The sequence below is a fragment of the Mesorhizobium silamurunense genome, from assembly GCF_014843825.1.
In the GTDB taxonomy this organism is placed as follows: Bacteria; Pseudomonadota; Alphaproteobacteria; order Rhizobiales; family Rhizobiaceae; genus Mesorhizobium; species Mesorhizobium silamurunense.
In genome coordinates, this window is sequence record NZ_JHQR01000008.1 from 1 (window position 1) to 19,048 (window position 19,048).

At 57.1% G+C, this 19,048-nt stretch carries 15 protein-coding genes; 3 read left to right on the forward strand and 12 right to left on the reverse strand.

Annotated features, from left to right (window positions below; translation table 11 throughout):
- Positions 1-504: 504 nt before the first annotated feature.
- From DH10_RS00840 to DH10_RS00865, 6 genes are all read right to left on the reverse strand, one after another.
- Positions 505-2,364, reverse strand: a complete 1,860-nt coding sequence (locus DH10_RS00840; protein ID WP_192384045.1) for a DUF3732 domain-containing protein — start codon at positions 2,362-2,364, stop codon at positions 505-507.
- On the reverse strand, positions 2,361-2,807 hold the full coding sequence (locus DH10_RS00845; protein ID WP_192384046.1) for a three component ABC system middle component: 447 nt from the start codon (positions 2,805-2,807) through the stop codon (positions 2,361-2,363). The genes DH10_RS00840 and DH10_RS00845 overlap by 4 nt, the downstream gene beginning before the upstream one ends.
- A complete protein-coding gene (locus DH10_RS00850; protein ID WP_192384047.1) occupies positions 2,804-4,018 on the reverse strand; it encodes a hypothetical protein in 1,215 nt (404 codons plus the stop codon). Before DH10_RS00850 ends, DH10_RS00845 begins: the two co-directional genes overlap by 4 nt.
- A gap of 616 nt (positions 4,019-4,634) precedes the next feature.
- Positions 4,635-5,228 carry a hypothetical protein gene (locus tag DH10_RS00855; protein WP_192384048.1) on the reverse strand — a complete coding sequence of 198 codons (594 nt, stop codon included), beginning with the start codon at positions 5,226-5,228 and terminating at the stop codon, positions 4,635-4,637.
- A gap of 14 nt (positions 5,229-5,242) precedes the next feature.
- Entirely contained in the window at positions 5,243-6,283 is a 1,041-nt protein-coding gene (locus tag DH10_RS00860) for a hypothetical protein (RefSeq protein WP_192384049.1), read from the reverse strand.
- A 151-nt stretch (positions 6,284-6,434) separates the two neighbouring features.
- Positions 6,435-10,046, reverse strand: coding sequence for a WD40 repeat domain-containing protein (locus DH10_RS00865; RefSeq protein ID WP_192384050.1), 3,612 nt, complete (start codon positions 10,044-10,046; stop codon positions 6,435-6,437).
- Between the two features lie 861 nt (positions 10,047-10,907).
- On the opposite strand from DH10_RS00865, the gene DH10_RS37780 reads away from it, so the two are divergent.
- Entirely contained in the window at positions 10,908-12,305 is a 1,398-nt protein-coding gene (locus DH10_RS37780; protein WP_192384051.1) for a DUF6538 domain-containing protein, read from the forward strand.
- 11 nt (positions 12,306-12,316) lie between these two features.
- Positions 12,317-13,012: a hypothetical protein gene (locus DH10_RS00875; RefSeq protein WP_192384052.1), complete on the forward strand. Its 696-nt coding sequence runs from the start codon at positions 12,317-12,319 to the stop codon at positions 13,010-13,012.
- Between the two features lie 425 nt (positions 13,013-13,437).
- Here the strand turns inward: DH10_RS00875 and DH10_RS00880 are convergent, their stop codons facing one another.
- The 3 genes from DH10_RS00880 to DH10_RS00890 form a co-directional block, all read right to left on the reverse strand.
- Positions 13,438-13,854, reverse strand: coding sequence for a thermonuclease family protein (locus tag DH10_RS00880; RefSeq protein ID WP_192384053.1), 417 nt, complete (start codon positions 13,852-13,854; stop codon positions 13,438-13,440).
- Between the two features lie 33 nt (positions 13,855-13,887).
- Positions 13,888-14,799 carry an ankyrin repeat domain-containing protein gene (locus tag DH10_RS00885; RefSeq protein WP_192384054.1) on the reverse strand — a complete coding sequence of 304 codons (912 nt, stop codon included), beginning with the start codon at positions 14,797-14,799 and terminating at the stop codon, positions 13,888-13,890.
- A 532-nt stretch (positions 14,800-15,331) separates the two neighbouring features.
- The gene (locus tag DH10_RS00890; RefSeq protein WP_192384055.1) at positions 15,332-16,207 is read right to left on the reverse strand and encodes an ATP-dependent DNA ligase; all 876 of its coding nucleotides are present in this window, start codon (positions 16,205-16,207) and stop codon (positions 15,332-15,334) included.
- A gap of 116 nt (positions 16,208-16,323) precedes the next feature.
- On the opposite strand from DH10_RS00890, the gene DH10_RS00895 reads away from it, so the two are divergent.
- The gene (locus tag DH10_RS00895) at positions 16,324-16,509 is read left to right on the forward strand and encodes a DUF3606 domain-containing protein (protein ID WP_192384056.1); all 186 of its coding nucleotides are present in this window, start codon (positions 16,324-16,326) and stop codon (positions 16,507-16,509) included.
- A 224-nt stretch (positions 16,510-16,733) separates the two neighbouring features.
- On the opposite strand, the gene DH10_RS00900 is transcribed toward DH10_RS00895, so the two are convergent.
- The 3 genes from DH10_RS00900 to DH10_RS00910 all read right to left on the reverse strand — a co-directional run bounded on the left by DH10_RS00900 (position 16,734) and on the right by DH10_RS00910 (position 18,514).
- Positions 16,734-17,237, reverse strand: a complete 504-nt coding sequence (locus tag DH10_RS00900; protein ID WP_192384057.1) for a ribonuclease H family protein — start codon at positions 17,235-17,237, stop codon at positions 16,734-16,736.
- A 96-nt stretch (positions 17,238-17,333) separates the two neighbouring features.
- A complete protein-coding gene (locus DH10_RS00905; RefSeq protein ID WP_192384058.1) occupies positions 17,334-18,155 on the reverse strand; it encodes a hypothetical protein in 822 nt (273 codons plus the stop codon).
- Complete coding sequence (locus DH10_RS00910; RefSeq protein WP_192384059.1) at positions 18,152-18,514, reverse strand: hypothetical protein; 363 nt, start codon at positions 18,512-18,514, stop codon at positions 18,152-18,154. The genes DH10_RS00905 and DH10_RS00910 overlap by 4 nt, the downstream gene beginning before the upstream one ends.
- Positions 18,515-19,048 lie beyond the last annotated feature (534 nt).

Sequence of the window (19,048 nt, forward strand, 5' to 3'; positions counted from 1 at the left end):
GGCCGTTTTCGTATTTGGTTGCGGGGACACGCAACCACCGATACCGACAATCACTGATCGTTTCGATTTGAGAATGCTAGGCCGCGCCATGTTGGAGAATTTCTTGGGCCTAGGGTATGACATCAAATAATTGATTTTATTATCTTTTTGTGGGCAAGAAATCTCCTGTATCGTCCCGTATGGTTCCGCGGCTCAATAGCTCGGACCCCGATTCTTCAGCGAACCTGCTGGCGTCTGGCAGATGATGTCCTGGCCCCGTCAGCTGCCGCGTGCCTCCCTAGCGCCAGTAGCTGACGCGGCTTGGCGCATCGGCGAATGTCCGATTGGGGGCCGAGAGATGACTGGCTGGTTCTGGCGAGCGATCATGGGATAGCTGCCGTACCGCTCCCGATCTCGTTACGGTCGAAACGGCAGCGCTGGTCTCACCAAAAACGGCCACTAGAATAGGTTGCTGATATGGCGGTTTCAGATCCAATTGCCGCAGACGTTCGCGCCCGATACGCCCTAGTCCAGCCTGGAAACCGGGATCAGGGCGTTTCCCTCTCGGAAAATTTCAACTAGGTGCACGTTCTTCAGCCCGTTCCAATATCGCGGATTTATGTGCTCGAAGACGATCATCTGGAACTCTTTTCCCATTTCATTTGCCGTAGTGATGAACTGGTCCAAAAGCTCCAGTGCCAACTTGACCTTTGCGACATCGCTCTGGTCGACGTCCTTCTCGCCCTCCCCGTCCTCCTGATCATCCTCGCCCCAGTAGGGCCTAGAGAACTGATCAATAATCAGAAACGGTGCCACGTGAATGCCGTCGTTCCGCATAATCAGTTCATGCAGACCAAGGAACAGAAACAGGTGGAGAAACATGTGGTTGGAACTGCTGCCGACGTTCTCGGTCGATGCTGTTCTGGGCTTGCGCAGATGAAGCTTCTTTTCCGAGTAATTGAAGGCGGAACGATATTCGCCATAGTTCCCGAGCGCTGCCTTTGTTAGAGAAATGTAATCTTGGATTGCCTCATCAAGGGCCTTGGTGAACAGCTCTTGCCGGTCGATGACAGGTGACACAGCGAGGTCTTCGATTTCAGCCTCCAGGTTTGCGATCAACTCACTGTTGTCTGGAGCCTTTTCTGACTCTGGATCGCCGTACAGCTCAAGCTTGGCTTTCGTTTCGCCGATGAAGATATACTTATCTTTGTCGGTCTCGAAGCTCTCCATCTCGGCGGGAAGGGCTTGAAGGTCTTTTTCGAGCTTCTGGCGCTGAGTTTCCAATGCCTTGATAATTTCGGAGATGTTACTGTCCAACGGCGTCTTTCGAGCAGTAGCGCCTTTAATCTGCTGTAGACCCTCGGAAAGGTTCCTGAGGATGTCGTCGAATACAGATGTCCGAACCGTCTCCTCGTAGTTCCTCGTCAGATATTCAACGGGCTGGAGGCTATCCGCTGTCTCCTTGAGGGTCACCTTATGATTTCCGTACTCCGAAGCGAATTTGCGAAGCCCCCTGATCTTTCGAGAAACTCGGTATATCTGCGAAGAAATTTCCTCATACTGCGCGGATACATACAGATCGGGGCCACTCTCCCGCTCTGTCACCATTCGCTTCAACGCGGCGACTGAAGCATCTGCGTCTGTATCGTCGGCAACGAGTCCGTACCCCTTCGCCCGCGCGACGGTTTCAGCCAATTGGGCGTTAAACTGATCGCGCTTTTCCTGCGTTTTCGCGGTCAGTTTTTCTAGGCGGGCGAGGCTTCGCTCCAACTCAGCCCGCTTCTCTCGCTTCAGTATGTTCTCGACCGTGTCGATCCCCACAGCAATGTCGAAAATGCGTGGCAACGCCTCTTGGTAGCGGGGCTCGTTCTGCTTGTCGAAAAACTGATCGCTATGCGTGATTATATCTTGAGAGATTGTGTTGAAGAGCAGGAAGTATCGCAGCGACACCCTAGAGCCGGTTTGCAGCGTTCTCCCGCCAAAGGGAATTTTGACGTCTTGGTCGATGCCGAAGTCAGCGCTCAATTGCTTTTTCAAAATGCTTTCGCTGATATTCGGAATTGGCGCGGAGTCCGGCACTTCCCCTATTGAGGAGAAGTAGTAATCAGACGATGTGGTCGTTCCTGCCGGTGCGCGTCTTGCCAACGTATAGATTTTACCGTTCACATGAATGCGCAGTCCGTACCAGGCGACAGTTTCGTTGATAATGCTCTCAGAAATCCGATGCCTGCTCGCGAACATGCAATAATCGATAATGTCCAGGATAGCAGTTTTACCAGTGTGGCTGTCTCCGGTGATCACATTCACCTTGTTCGGCAAGAACGTAACAGACCTTCTTTTTTTGGTCTTGAACCACAGGTGCAGGCTTTCGATGTAGAATTTCATAGCTTGATCCTCGCATTGAGGTAGAACACGTCAGCATTGCTGGAAACCAGGGCAGCTATGTTTGGTGACGCGCGCTTAACGCGCTCGGCGCGTTTGCCCATCGATGCGTCGAAGGGTAAGTCAAACGCAATCACCGCGCCGTCGCCCTTCAATTGAAGCACGCCAATCTCATACAAAAATTGGAGGGCATTGACGGTCGAAGTAAGCAACGAAAAGTATCTCTCATTGAAATTGTAGAAGAATTCGATGTTATCGATCAGATACTGTTCAAAACCTACAAAGCGGAATCTTCCATCTGCAAGTTTTTTTACCATTTGGCGATGCGCAACAATTGGCAAAATCAACGCAATTTGGGGAATCTTTAGAAATCCCGCTTCCTTCAGCACAGAGGAGATCGCGAACGCGTTGATCCCGAGATTGTTGTAATATGAACTGAACTTCACTTGTAGCGGTCTTTCCAGTCGCTCAACCAGCCAATCACCGGTCGATCAGAGAGATCGTAGAACCCGCCATGGCTCATGGGTATCGGAAGCTCCTGCGAAGCAAGCGTCAGCTTTCTCTGCCGCAAATCTCCGACAATCGCACGGGCAGATGCGCCCTCGTCACCAGTTGACTGTTGGCCTGAGTAGGCCTGGAGGAACTTGCCTTCCCACATGGCGGAAGCCTCTTCCTCCAAATCGTCAATATCGGATTGGGTGATATCCCCGTCCTGGATCAGTCGTTCCATGTTATCGCGAAAGTGCAGCCGCCTGGTGGTGAACTTCGTATGGAACTCGATGTTATCCTCCGAGATGTCATTGATATCCACCAATTGCTTGATGAACGTCTGGTCGAGGAGATTGTCCGGCAAAATAGGCGGAAATTTCCTGAAAAGCAGACCCCCGCTCCGAGCTTTATCGAAATACCGTCGGTATTTCTGGGTGAATTCGTCAAAGCTGATCGTGATTTTCTGCCCTGCCTTGACGGTGGCGTAGGAATTTTGCCGTACCTCTGAGTCGATGGCGTGAAAAACGTCGTCAATACGGGATTGGTGTATCTGCTTCTCGGCGATGGACGCTCTGCATAGGTTGATGATTTCGTCCTTCCCCAAAGCGAACGACAGGTGCTCGAAAAACCTCTCTGACACGGCGGCGTCGAGTGAGAGCACGTCATCGATGTAGCCTTGAATCACCTGGTCTTTGCTTTTCGCCTTGAGCGACGTGATATCCGCGACAAGCTCAGCATGATTTTTGGTGGTAGCTTTGAAGGCTTCAATGGATATCAGAAGGGCGTTTTTGTCGTTTTCTGACTTGTTGGATGCGAGCAGGAAGCTGGTCTTTTTAAGAAAGGCAAGCTGAGAATCCACGGACGCCCGTCCATCCGCCGGGTCGATGATCAATTTGCACCAGTTCGAAATCGATTTCCAAAGATCACTGTCCATCGTCGTAAGGTTGATAGGCGCGCCCTGTGCGCTCGTCTGAATTGTGTGCTTCAGCTGGACAAGTAGATTAGTGCCGTCTGGACGCTCTATATGAACATCATCTAAAACCTCTAAGCCCACAACTTGGCCAATTTTCAGATTTAGCAGCTCGTTTAGAAAGTAATAATACTGATAGTCAAAACCAATTGATTTATCTTCTGCACTAGTCGTATCGACACGCGACCTTCCGCTCATGGCCTACCAACAGAATTCGAGAAAACACGCCCCAAGTTGTTACCCCGACACCTAGCAGCTGCAAATCGCTATTTCAATTTATTAACAATAGGATTTGGAGCTAAGGTCCATATCAATTTAACCGATTCAGTCGCTGACTTCGCCTTCTCGGGTATTGAGAAGGAAGATCTGGAGATTCTCGCTCGGTTGAATAAATCTCGTCCCGTCCGGAACCGACAGGAAACTCTGGAACTTTCTGTCCAACTCAGCCTATGCGGAGGTGTCGAGCATGTCCGCTTTCAGTGGGAGGTTCTGACCGTCCGAAACGACCGATAAGCGGCGCAAAGCCGTAGGAGGTAAGCGTTCCGCCCGCGGCGTGGATCTAGCGCACGAACTCAACCGTGGTCGTTCGTGACTGCTCGTACCAATTCCGACTTCCACAAGGTCGACCGATGGGCCAACCAATGGGCGGTCGCCAACATCTGCAAAGCGGCCTTGCCGGCCGGTCTGGACGAACCGCGAAATTGCAACGAGCACAGAAAAATAAAAAGCGCCATCATCGCAGCTCCAATGGCGATCGCAGGACTGAGTTCCGCCACGAACCCACTACCTCTCGCGCGGCATGCTGGATAGAAAATTAGTGTCGCCTAAACTCACCAAACACACCTTCGCTGACCGATAACAGACAGGTGATAATCGCCAATAGGCAGGAGATATAGAGTGCCATAAGCAGAAGATAGGACGAGATGACAGCGGGCCACGGCCAAAGCAGAGGAATGGCTCCGTCACACCCATAGAATTTTATCATGTCAGTGGCGCTGGTGTATCCTCGATCGTTGGCTTTCTTAAGACCGTCGGGATCTGTCCAAAGCCCAATCACGACCCTGTTTCCCGACAGCTCGGGACTTGCGTCATAGATGGATGCTGTAAGGCCTTGACGGAAAGCAAGGTATGTAGGTGTCAGCACGATCGACGCCACGAATGTGGCAAGCGCCAACAACAACCATGTTTTCTGTCTGGCGAGGGTCCGGCGTTGCCGGGTTGCGGCGAGAATGACAAGTGCCAGCGCTAATACGATGAAGGATGCGATTTGCGAATTTGTAGTTTCGCTGCCAAGTCCGTTACAGGCTGAGTCCGGTAGAGGCGGTGCAATAACCAGTAGCACCGAACCGAACAACGCAAGCAGCGACCCTACCAGTTGGCCCACTCTTAAAATCATGTGAGAATCCATGGGGCACCTCCGGATCACTGCTGGCATCGATTGGGCGACTTTTTCGCTCTCTTGCCAACATATATGAGGTCGAGCGGCGGGGCCTGTTCGCCGAAATGGCTGGGAGGTTCCAGCATGGCGATCTCAGTGACCACAGTTCCAACGGGGTCCTCTGCCCAGATGCAATACATGCCATACATCGCCGAAAACGTGACGGGTGAAGACAAGCCAGCACGGCGGAACTGGTTTGGATTGGTAAGATAGGGCTTCGAGTAGAAAATCGTGATTCCTGGTTGGGGCTTGGTCATCTTGAGGTCGCCCCATAGCCGGACTTCTACATCCATCTCCATCCGGGTGCCTCCGGCCGGCTTCGTGGTGCTGCCGAGTGTCTCGCGGAGGAAGCTCGACTGATACTGCCCATCGGCGAGAATGTCCTCCGCTGTGGCAAGGGCGGTATCCTGCAATTGCTCCCCTCGTGAAAAGCGCAACATCATCTCGTTCAGGGTTTTGAATTGTTCTTTGAGGTCCTCAAGTGACTGTATCGAAAACGGGCGCTGCCTTGCATCGAGCGCGTTTGTCCAAGCCTCGGAAAGAGGCCTCATCGCCCCGATCCGCTGCGCGAGCTGGGGGTTGGAGTTAGCCATCGCTCCCAATTCCTTTGATCCCTTTTCGAAGGTCGCCAGCTCGTTTCGGAGATCGTCCTTGAGATTGCGGTCCAGGACGATAACCAACTTGTCGCCGCTTTCGATGCGCGCCCTTATGTCGGAGGAATTGATTTCCGCATTCGGAAAAAGGACGATCGGCTTTTGGGTCAGACCAACGAGATCTGGACTGTTGTTGACCCGAAAGAGGAATTCGACCAGATCGCCGTCGAGTCTGAAGTTGCGACTGTCCATGATTTGACGGATCTGGGACAGGAGCTCTGCGGGTTCCTGTTTGACTAAATCCATGCTAGCGAGACTTACCGTTGCGTCCGCTGGCGAGACCTGCCTGACGGCTGCATTGTCCTTGCTCACAGCCAGCAGCTCAAACGACAGCCCTTCTGGATAGGCGACTTCTTTTATCGTGTGGAGCACGCTCGGTTCCTGTGCCTTGGCGCCATTGATTGGCAATCCAAGGCAGACCAGGGCACATAAGATCCGAGCAAGAGAATGGAAGTGTCTGCCTCTGTCTCTACGATTTGTCATCGTCCCCTCCGCCACCAGATGAAATGTCTGTCGAAATGGTTCATTCGTCGGGCTGTCTCAGAGTTATCTCGCGGGCGCGATCATCTATGGACTTGCTAAGCCTATGAAATCGCGCGCGTTCGACCTCATCGCTCCCCGCGGTGCCCATTGTGGGCGCGATCAACTCGACATAATCCAGAAGGTCCTTGAGGTTAGCATGCGAGGGGTAGGTCCAAAGCCCCTTGGCCGCCAGCGCATCGTCGAAGATCAGTTGCGACAGATAGGTCTTGCCGAGCGCTGATGCCTGTTTGGTTGGCTCGGACGATGACAGCACGATCATCTGCTTGTCATAAATCAACTGCCCAAGCCGCGCACCGTTGAACGGACCGGGCTTTCTCCCTCCCGCTGCAACAGCAGATGCCGACGAACAGGTATCAACGACAAGGACGAGATGCCTGGCGTCGATCGCTGCAAATGACGTGGCGAGTTCGGCGTCAGTTATGGCGCAGTTGCAGAGCCCGCCGCTCCCGATGTCGAAATCAGGTTCGGTGTCCTGGGGCATGATCTGGAAACCGTTGTCATGGGTGACGCCGTGGGCGGCAACATAAAGAACCACCGCGTCGTCGGCACCGACAGGTTTGAGACGTCCGACGATTTCGCGTGGCCAACCGTCCGTGTTCGCATTTTTCCCCGCAAGAATGTCAAGAACGCCGAGGATGGTTTTCTGGTCCGCCGGTAGGACCGCTGGCTTGCGCTCTCCTGGGACGAGCCGTCCTGGAGAACGGGCCTCGATCGGGACCTTGACGAGCTCGTAATGCAGACCGGCAAGATCAATCGCGCGGGGAAAACCATCAAGGAATGCTTCTGCGCTGGCAACCGCGTGGCTGAGGACCAGGGTGCTATTGTCGTTCGAATTGATACCGACGGCAATGACGTACATCGTCTTGCTGAACGGCTGCCCGGCCCGCCCCTGCAAGGCAAAATGAAACGACTTTGATGGCACAGAGCGCAGCCCTGCGCTATTGAAGGCGTAGGCAGAAAAAGCCGTATCAGAAACAGCCGGGTCCCGTGGTACCATCACGCCATAGGTGACCTCGATCGTCCCGTCAGAAGCAATTTTCGCCTCGTGCGATTTTTGGATTTCTCCCGACGTTCCGGCCACAAGCTGGCCATCACGAAAGAGCTTCAGGTTGAACACGGCTGTTTGTTGGCTGGTAGATGAAGACGCTGGTTTGACTCTGACGGTGACCTCGGCTCGCGCCTGACCGATCAGATGAGCTTCGGTGATCGAGACTTCTGGAAGTTCCCCGAGCAATCCGCTTTCGGCCACGTTCGCGAGCTGCTTTCCTTGCAGCACAGAACCGATCAGGCCAGGAGTGAAGAACGGCTCCATCAAAGCTTCGAACGATATCGAACCCAGCAGATCCTGTCCCGCCACGCGCCAACGAAAGTCACCCAGAGTATCGAAATTGTTGGTGTCGAAGCGGCCCGTTGGATCAATCGCGATCCAACTGCCATTCGATGTCTCGAAAAGGCTCATTTTTTGCTCGAACGTCGCTGCGTCGAATATGTCAATGCCAAGATTGGCTACGAGCAATAGCTTCTTGTCCGGACTGAACATGACGCGGCGCACATCCTCATACGGCCCCCATATTCGCCGCGGCGTACCGAATGCTGTTCCACTCCGGGGCACGGCGATCAGCTTTCCTCCGTCCGCGCCAAGCACCAGGGTGCCATCCACGGGAGAGATCGCCAACGTACGGACTAGCTGGGTTTCGGGATCGGAGTCCCACTGGCTGACCGGTATGACAAGTTCGGGCTTCCTGCCGCTTTTAAAGTCAAAACGCCAGACCCCGTTCCGGCCGGCAAACAACACAGACCGATCATCCATATCGAACACCGCGTCCATGACCGCGTCGTTGCCGTTGAATTCCGCTACCGGTAGCGGGGTGCCGGATCGAAAGACACGCAGGCCGTCCTCGGTGCATTGGATGAATAGATCGGACCTGGGATGCGCCACGAGACAGGTGGTGCGCGATTGCGAGTCAGGCACATATTGGACCTCGGCTTCGAATGAATCAGCACGCAACTGATAGAGCGGTCCGTAGATGGTGGCGTAGAGGAGATGTTGTCCGTCTGCGAGATAAGCGATTTCGGACGCAGGATAGAGATTCCGTTTGATGCTGGAAACCTTAGTCGGTCCACTGGCCGACCAGAGCGTCAGGTTGAGGAGCGGCGGATCTACATCGTCATCGAGACGCTGGATCGTCAGCACGTTTCCATCCTTGGGATTTACCGCCAGAACTCGTCCCACAATATTTACGTCGCGTCCGGACATTGCATCGAGCAATCTGATATTGGGGGAAGGAGGATCTACATCCATACGCTTCGGGCCAGAGATGGTGTTCGCAAGCGCAAGGGCGGTTGTTTCTCGTAGAAACGATATTTTGGCGCGACGCTCGAATTCAATTTTCGGATTAACCTGGCTTGAAATGACAGGCGTCGGCACGCCGGCTTCTGCCGGTGCGCCAACGGCCCAGACTGCGAAACTTCCGTCCCGGCAACCGACAAAGAGGTGATCGTCATCCAGAAAAGAAAGGACCAATGTGTCCGTGCCGCCAAATCGATCGAAGGCAGCATGGAAGCTGGTGCGCTTTGAGGGGTCGGGCAAGTACACGAGGTCGATATTGCAGCCTGATTCCCCATGTGCCAGCCACGATTTATTGGGGGACATCGCAAGCGCATGCCCATCGAGTCCATCGACTCTCGGCATGGCTATAGTGGGCTGAGCAGGCGAAAGCTTATCGTCGAGAATCGATAGAGCGAGCCGGCCCCGAACCGGGCCGGTCAATTTCAATTGAACGTTGTTTGCATCATCGAAGATGGCAAGCCCAAACGCCGCCATGGGACTTCTGCCGATCTCTGTCAGCTTGCCCGTCTCCCAATTTATCACCGCCGTTCCTTCGACGTAACCGAAGAGCTTTTGATCGTTGGCGAAGAATTTCAGACTCAGTGGCCGTCGATCATAAAGCGGGGAACGCCTCAGCACCTTTCCGGTCTTGACGTCGACAGTAGCGACGTCAAAGGTTCCGTCATTGTGCGACATAGAGAGAGCGAGTGTGGCCCCGTCAGAGCTAAGAGCGGCGTTTTCGATCCAGTCGGGCTCAGTTACAAAATTGGACAGGATCGCGCCGGTCGCACTTTGCAGCAACTCGCCACGCCGTATTTCCTGGGACGAGAAAATCGTTGCTCCGTTCCGGCTGATGGCGACTGCATTGATGGCAGTACCGTGCTCTGGATAGCGTGCAACCGGCCGGCCGGTTTCAAGTTTCCACAATATCACTACGCCGTCGTCCCCGCCCGTCAAAAGCCAACGGCGGTCGGCGCTGACGACTGCGTCACGTACGGGACCTGAGTGGCCGAAAGGTATGATCAGTCGTGCCAGATCGGCACCCGCTGAAGGCCCTGTCGCCAGCAGCGCGATTACCAGAAAAGCCCATCTTGTCAGCGTGTCCACAGCGCCTTCCCCGTCCAATTTCCAGCGGCACAAAGAAAGCAATTGTGCTGCTCCACCAATAGCATTCCTTTCCCCCGAGGAATACATCTGTCCATTTTTACTGAGGTTCTTCCCTGTTTTGCCGCCGGCCAGAAGCTGGTGTGATGGTTGCTGCATGATTGTAAGTCTGCCCCCCGGAAACTAGAGTTTAGCTGTCGGCCTTGCCGGAACTTCGCAGCGTTGGCGCTCATTTCGATCGCGTTTGGGTAAGCCTAGCAGACATCGAGGCGCGTGCGGGACCGGGAGTCAGTGGAGATACTGAGATGGCGCTTGCTATTCTTGTAGATGTCCATCCACTTCTGGCGCAAGATTAGTGCCTAAACAGCGATGTCGACTTTGGGGGAGGCAAGGACTGGTGCGGCGCAACACCGACCTCCGGCGTCATGGCCGCTTACGTCAGCTTTCAGGAAAGACGCATCTAATCTCTACGGCTGACATTGCGCGAAGCGGCCGTACAGTACCCGCATGGTGGACGGCTCGGTTGACTTGCGCGGTCGAATTGGCAACTCGGACTGCCGCAATGGAGCGTCTCCAACCTGGCGGCGATCACGCTGCGTCGAGACCGGCAAGTTGCAGTTGGGTGGTCAGACGATCAAAAATCAAGCTTATCGGATTCGCTCAAACTCCAGAGCAACGCAGGCTCTTCCCGTCGGGGGGACGGCGGTAGCGGATCTGCGACTCGATCCCCCCTATCACAGGTGTATCCGAGGAGCTTTCAGCGTCTAGGATAGGTCCAGGTGACCTCATTGGGCTCATGGAATTCGGGAACCGAACCAATCCACAGAAATATTTTGTTGGTATTTTTGTTGGTTAGTCTTGCTATTGCGTGAGTCGTAACCACTTGGAATGAAAGCCAGATTTCCTTTGCTTGGATTCCGCCTCTGGGCACCATCTTCCCTCCGGAAAGCCGTATTTCTCAACGATTTCAGGGCTTAGCCTTTCCTAGCGGTCCACATTCCGGTACACCGGAGGTCCACAATGGGGCTTGTTTTGAAGCACGTAGTCCAGAAGAAGGCCGGCACTTGGCATTACCGGAGAAGGCTCCCACGAGACGTAGCTGCGCTCGTCGGGAAGAATGAGTTCAAGCGCCTGCTTGGCTCTACAGAGCGAGAGGCTCTCCGCAACTACCCGAAGGTCAATGCCGAATTTGAGCGAGTGGTGGTGGACGCGCGTAGGGGGAATACTTCGGCGTCCCCTGCCAGCGCTACGCCTATGGAGCTGCATCGAATGGCAGAGCTGCGGGCGAGAGAGCTGGCGGCCATGACCGTCCACATCGGGGGCCGTGCGCTGCCCGGTAGTGACCCGGACGCCGCTGACGTGATCCGCGAGAGCTACCTGTCCCGGCAGAGCGATGCGGCAGGGGATGAGGTCGAGGGCCGCGCCGTGGCTATCCTGTCCAGCGGCGGCAAGCTGTCCCGTCCCGCCCCCACAATCGAGGATGCCCGCAAGCTCTACCTGAAAGAGCGCGTAGACGGCGACATCAACGAGACTGCGAAGACGGGGCGCGTAAACCGCAACATGGAGCACCTATCTGCGGCGGGCGTCGGTAAGGACAGGGCATTGACCAGCCTCACCAGAGAGGATGCCCGAAACGTCCGGGACTACCTTGTGCGCGATCTTGGCATGAAGGCCGCGACCGTGCGGCGCTACATGAATGATGTCCGCGCCGTGATCAATCTCGGCATGACGGAGTTCGGCCTTCGGGACACTATGGCGAACCCTTTCCAGAACCTTCCTATCAAAGGGGCGGAAGCGTCGACCACAGCGGCCAGCGACGAGAGGAAGCCCATCCCGGAGGCAATGATGGCCCCGCTCCGGCAACGCATAGAGGCCCATGCAGGGGAAGACCTGTGGCGCATATGGCGAATGGTCGAGGGAACCGGATGCCGTCTCGGCGAGGTGGCGGGGCTTCTCCTCTCTGACATGATGCTCGATGCCCCCATTCCCTACATCAACCTCGTCCCCCACCCCCACAGGCGTCTCAAGACGGCGGGCTCTGTGCGAAGGGTCCCGCTAATCGGTGACGCGCTCAAGGCCGCGCGAGAGGCCGTCAAAGCGGCCGGAAAGGGTCCTGCGCTGTTCTCCAGCTACGGCAGGCTGCGAGGCGCTGATACCGCGTCGGCCTCTCTTATGAAGCACGTCCGAGCGATCACCGATGATCCGAAGATCGTTGTTCACTCTCTCCGGCATCGGATGGAGGATCGCCTAACGCTTGCCGGTGTAAGTGAGTTTGACCGGAACCTGATATTGGGCCATTCAAGCGGCGGGATGAGTGAGCGGTACGGCGGGCCGGACGCTCGGCTGGAGGTGGCCGAACGGGGGCTCAAGGCCGCGTTGGGTGTCGGTAAACGACCTCGCCAAAAGCCTAGAGGGTAGCGGAGGGCGGCGTGGCGAAGCGGAACACTCCCACAACAACGAAGCGCAAGGAGCCCGCTTCTGCCACTTGGGCCGCCAAGCATACCACTCTAATTGCGGCCTCCGGGTGGATGGTCGCGGTATTCTTGGGCTTGTTGGAGCTTCCCGCAAAGGTGAACTCGTTCTTCCACGAGGCACCCACCGCATACAAGAATGTCACTGACCTCGTGCTGTTAGATCAGCAGTATTCGGGTGTGTGGACGAGCGACTTGGAAGGGTGGATAGACGCCACTGTCGACGAAAGAGCTGCCTCCACTGTGGACGGGTCGCCCGTTGTGTTGCGGTTGCGGGTCTACCATGGCGAGGTCGAAGGCGAGTTGTATTCCGGAGGACTGGAGAAGAACTACGTATACACCCGCCTTATGGTCGAGGGGCGCAAGCGATGGGGTGGCACGATAGACGCAATCGTCTACGACTACATCGACGGGAAGAAGACCGCCTTGGCGCAATTCGAGCTTAGTCTAGACGAGAGCGCCCGGTTGCCCCTTCGCCTAAAAGCGGTCCACCAGGGGCTCCGCGTTTTGCCTGAAACCATTGGGCTCTACCGAAACGACGATGCCTTCCCGGACGATCTTGGAGGCATCAACGTCGAGTTCTACAAGAAGGTGCTGAAGCGGTTCAATCCCGACGCCCTGCCTACCGATAGGGCGGACCAAAAGCAAAGCTAATAGGGGGGCCTTCTATTCGTCCCGCCAGCTAACCCGCTTCTCCCACCGGATTTCTACGAGCCGCCTGTAACGGAGGGTGTGCGCCTGCTCTCCGGTCGGATGAAAGAGCTGGCCGCTCATCCACTCCCTGCTTTTGCATTCTTGGCAGCGCACCTTCTCCCGTACCTCGTCAATCGTGACGTTCCCGATCACCTCCCGAAGCTCTGCCGGCTTGTAGTAGCGCGTAACGCTACAGCGGGCGCAGCGGATACCCGGCACTTGCCCAGCGTCATGGGCAGGCGTCAGGGTCCATGCGGCACCTCTAGGCCACTTCTCGGGTTGCTCGGGCATGATCTGAAATGAGGAGCGGTGGCGGCGCGGGAAGCCATGAGACCTATCGCATTGATGCCGGCGGGTACGGATCGGGGGGGGGCCGCCCGTAGCTACTATCGCCGCCTGATAAAGCTTCCTGCCCACAGGTTGCGTTTCGCAATGCGGGCTTCTCGCTCCTCGGCAAGGTATCGAGTGTCGGCTACCGCCAATCCGTGTTTCACCAGGTCCCGTCCAAGATCGATGCCTCCCACGAAGCAGACGCCAACGTCGCCGTGATAACGGTCCGTGCCTTCGATGATGCAGGATACATCGCCTGAGGCAATAAGATGTTGAATGTGATCCCGCGCATACTTGCCGCAGGGCCAAATTTTGTCTGCGGCGTCAAAACACGCCTTCGAAAGTTCGGGTGCATCAAAACCTAACAATTGAATTCGTTTCTTGTCATGCCATAGCGTGTCGCCGTCCTCAGCAGACCAATGCTCTGCTGCGGACACAGGGCCACAGGTGAGCACGAAGGCAAGGGTAAGCATCAACCTCCACATGGCCATGCTAACCCACACCCCCTACGGCAGTGGCACCGGTGTGTCGGCGAGCGTTCTGAGATAGGCGATCACGTTCAGCCGATCGGGCTCTTCGGGCACTCCGCGAAATTCCATGTTGACGCCGGGGGTCGTCAGCGTCGGACCGGCAAGGAAGATATTCAGGTCCTCATAGGTCCATTTCCCTTCCCACGCCAGCAACGTCTTGGAGTAGCGGTCAAACTTCGTCGATGCCTTGTCGTGCCCGACGACGTTCCAAAGGTTCGGACCGATCGTCGGAAGTTCGTTTGCCCGTACGACATGGCAGCGGGCACAGGTTGAGGCAAAGAAAGCCGCCCCCTTGGTGGCATCGCCCTTCGCCAAACGGCTGGAAATCGGCTCCGGCTCCAGGATGACTACGCCATGCGCCAAAAGGTAGGTGGCGATGTCCTCATGGTCGTCGTGCTTTGCGAGATGGTAGGCCGTGATGATGCCCGGCAGTTCATTAGGATCGCCTTGGACCCATATGGCGTTGACATCGGCGCCGGCCTCGACAAGCGCCTTGACGCAATCGAAGCAGCCATTGGCGACAGCAAGGGTCAGCATCGGTTCACCCCGCGTCCTGCCGTTGGCGTCGGCACCATGCGTCAGCAACAACCTAACCATGGCGGCGGCGTTCTTCAGCACGGCAACGGTCATCGGTAGGCCGAGAACCGCTTCCTTGTTCACATCGGCACCACGCTTAATCAGCAGTTCCGCCGTCTCGACGTGGCCGCTGCGCACTGCCAAAAAGAGCGGCGTTGCTCCCTTCTCCATCTCCTCGATGTCAGCGCCGGCATCGAGCGCAGCCGTGATTGCCGCGAGGTCGCCGCTCTTGGCCGCGTCGTGGAGCGCACCGCCATGCGCTGTAGTGACAGCACCAAGTAAGATCAGGAAGCTTGTGAATAAACCCCGCATTTCGGCATCCCTCCGCCGATAAGGAGGAAGATACATCCGATAGGCGCTCGCTTCCAGCATATATTAGCGGCGACTAATGGCGTATAATGGCCTTGACGACATCAGTTGCCGTTGAGGGCGGCCCCCAATCGATGCATGCGGTCGGGACAAGACAGGTGACGTGCTTCGCAGGCGTGATCGCCACGGCTGCGGCCATTGATGGAAGTGCGGCGTTGGCCCACGGCCCGGATCGGAATTGGGGCTATCCCCCAGCTTGCTGCCACGGCGACCCGATCACTGGCGATTGCGGGAAGATACCCAGTTCCACTGTGACGCCCCGGCCAGATGGCTTCGTGGTTATCTTGCGACCGGGCGACCATCAAAAAGTCACTCATCAGAACCGCTACTTCGTGCCGTACGATGTCGTCATCCCCTCGAAGGATGGTAACTTCCACATCTGCCTACATCCCACGGAGGAAGACGAAAACTGCTTCTTCGCACCACCCGATGCGATGTAGGCAGGCATCCCCCTCTTATGCGCCGGTTGGGCTGCCTATACCTCCCGGAAGTCCTTCAGCGACGCATGGCGCAGCTTTTCCTCGCCCTTCAGGAACTTGACCCGACCCACGAGACCCGGCTTGAGCCACTCGGCCTTCTCTTTGGCTAGACCTTTCGGCGGCGGTGCGCCAGACTTCCCTTGGACGCGGTCCCATAGGGTCTGCCGCTTGTCGGCTTTGAAGGTCACGAAGGCGCCGCCCATGTAGTGGCCCTTGTCAGCCATGAGCACCATGGCCGGCTTTCCGGTCTCTCGCTTCACGCCGATGATTTCCATTTCCTTCTCGACGTAGCATTTGATCTTCCGCCAATTCATCGTTGAGCCGCTGCGATAGATGCTGTCGAGGCGCTTCGAGACTATGCCTTCAAGGCCAGCCTCACAGGCAAGGTGGTAGACGGCCTCTCCAGTGCCAGGCAGAGCTTCGCTGAACTGAATATGGCCGCCGGCCGGGATCACCGCTTGCAGGATTTCGCGCCTGTCCTTCAGCGGCATGTCGCGCAGATCGTGGCCGTTGAGGTGGAGCAGGTCGAAGGCCACAAGGTAGAGGTCTTGTGGGCGTTTTGTGATGGCCGAGCGTAGCGCGTGGAAGTCCGAAAATCCGTCCTCGTTGGTGACGACTGTCTCACCCTCGATGATGAAGCTCTCCGCCTCTATCGCCTTCGCCTCGTCGGCAAGCGGCCGGTACTTCGCCGTCCAGTCGAAGCCGTTCTTGGTGTAGAAGCGGATGCCGTCAGCGTCCTTGATGACTTGGGTCCGGTAGCCGTCGAACTTGACTTCATGGCCCCATTCGTCACCCTGGGGCGGCTGTTCGACCAACTCGGGCTCCATAGGGCGGATGAATGACAGCCGAACGGGGTCGGCAGGCTTACGCATAGGCGCTCCAAACTCTACTTTTATTCAATATCGCACAGCCGTAAGCGTTCCGTTAGCTGGCGCTTATGGAACATTCCTGAATGGCCGCTGTTCTCTTTGGCCAAGGAGGAATGAGCATGGCAGACGACAAGAGCAAGCGTGGGAACCGCGACCGAGACCGGGTGTCAGGGGAAGAGGACTACGAAGTCCGGCACTTCGCCAACAAGGTGGGCCTGACGGTTCAACAGGTGCGCGATCTGATCAAGCAGCACGGCAACGACCGCAAGACGCTGGAACGCGAAGCCGACAAGCTTCGAGGATGACTAAGCTTTCGGATCTTAGGCCGCCCATCACGAGCAGGCGGCACGGTGGCGAGATGTCGAAAGAAGATGACCACTTCTACGCCTGTCCGGCATGCGGTCAGGTGGTTGACAAGCGCGACCTTCGACAAGTGATCTGGCATGAACAGCCCAGACACCAGCGGCTCGAAATGGATGCGTGAAAGCGACCCCGGCACAATGCACCGGGGCCGGTACTCGTCCGGCTGTTAGCCGGCTTGGGCCTGCCGCATAGCTTGTGCCGCTGCGGCGTTGGCAAGCGCGTCTACCTCCTCGTTGTGAGGATCGCCGGCATGGCCTTTTACCCAATGCCAAGTGACCGTGCGGCCAGCGGCAAGCGAGGCAAGCTCCTGCCATAGCTCTTGGTTCGCCACCGGCTTCTTGGTCGCCGTTCGCCAGCCCCGAGCAATCCAGCCCGAGAGCCATTCGTTCATCCCCCTGCTCACCAGCTCGTTGTCGCAGAAGACCGCGACGGGGGTGCCATCGTTCTCCGGAAGGGCGCGGAGGGCTCCGATGGCTCCGCTCATTTCCATGCGGACGTTCGTTGTCTTCGCCGGTTCCGAGCCGACGACTTCTGTCCGGCTGATCTCCTGATCGCCGTCCATGAGTTTGATGGTTGCAGCCCAGCCGCCGGGACCGGGGTTGCCAATACAGGCACCGTCGCAATGGACGACGAGCCGGAGGCCCGAAGACCCCTCGGTGAAAGCATTCATAGGTTTTTCCTTGTTTTCAGTTGTGTTTGGCGGACTGCTCCGCCTGTGCAAATTGCACGCCTAAAGGATGCATAGGTGGCATCCCCGAGCGTGGGGTCAGAAGTCCGTGTCTTCGTCTTCGTCGGAGGTAGCCAGCCATGAAGCTACTGCTCCAGCGAACTGACTACCCGCCCACTTCGCCACCGCCTCTGCAAACTCCTCGGCATGAGTAGGTGTCCGAGGTCCGAACTGTTTCACGAAGCCCTTCACATAGCGGTCGATCCGAGCCTCCCGCATGGCGTCCGTGTACTCGATGTCGTTCTCTCCCGCTTTGGCCCACCGTAGGGCCTCCAGATAGCTGCCCACCTCCAACTCTTGTTCCACCAGTTGCCGGTACATTGACCGCATAGTGGCGACGGTCCGCTCACTCACGCCCGATGCCTCGGCAGTCTTCCGCTTGGAGTGCGCCCCCAAGATCACGAGACGCCACGCAGCCTCCAGGCGCTCCGACTGGGTCATCGGAAGCTTTACCTTTTGGTTCCGCTGGGCGGCTTCTGCTATGGCCTCGGCGAGGCTCCCCTCGAACCACTCGACAGGCACCGAGCCATTCACCTTCGCGGCCCTATAGGCGGCCAAGCGGTGGTGTCCGTCGATGCAATAGGCGCTGTCGCCGATCGCATAGACCGTTACGGGGTCAAGTACCCGCCCGTCCTCGGGCTTCGCCTCCAATGCCTGCTGGAGTGCCTTCACATGGAAAGGCTCGGTGACGCCACCAGCCGCCGCCCCGGTGCGCACTTGGAACACTGTCGGGGCAACGAGAATGCGCCCAAGTGGGAGCCGGCGTGGCTTCGTCGTCATTGCATCCCGCCCGGCCTTGGCGTGGAACCAGTCAACGGCCTCGCGAAAGGTCTCGGGCATGATTTCGAGGCTGGCTGTCACACGAGCTCCCGCAGGGCTTGGTTGATCTCGTCGGTCATGGCTTGCTTCCTTTCTTGGTCACGTTTTTCGAGTTCGGCGAGTTGTAGACCGGCACCTCCGAAGGCGGCGGTCAGGTCACGAGCGACAATCATTCCCGCCTTGGGACTAAGCTCCCGGTAGACGCGCTCCTGCCGGCCCGTTTGGTGGTCATATCGAAGGCCCGAGTGCCTACTGGAGAGCGCCCGAACCCGCTTCACGAGCTGGAGGCGGAAGGCGGCATCAGATAGGAACCGCTCCGGTCTCTCGCTCCAGAACAGGAACATCGCCATCGCGGTGACGGCTATGTCCCGTGGGGAGCATTCAGCGTCGAGGTTCAGCACCTCATGCGCCGCTTGCCGCTTGTATCGGCTCTGAACCCGATTTCCGACGGTGTCCTTTGCCGAGCTTGCCAGAGCGGCCCACCGGGCATCCAAGTGGCCCCAGAGGGGACTATGGGCGTTCTTCGCGATCCGCTCCCGAACGAGGGAGACGTAAGGCGCAAGCTCACTCCGCCTGATGGCGGTCTGCCCGACATCGCCCTGGCGCCGTAGTCTGCTCTTGTGGCGCCGACAGTGCGGGCTGAAGCGGGAAGACGTAGGTGCGCCGCAATGTGCAGCGCGACATGTTCGCATTCAATTCTCCTAATATTTGTATCCGCCCCCAAGCACAGAGGGACGGAAGAGTGAAAAAAGGCCGGGACTTTCCGACCATTGATTTGTTGATCTGTGTGATTTGCCGCCGGGGGTCGTCCTGACCTTCCCGGTTCGCGGAACACCCTCGGTCATCCAAGGCTCCGCTACCCTCCCCGGAGACTAATCCGGATTGGCGGCGTACGCGGTAGTTGCACGTCCGGCAGTGTGCCGGTCCCGGGTGCA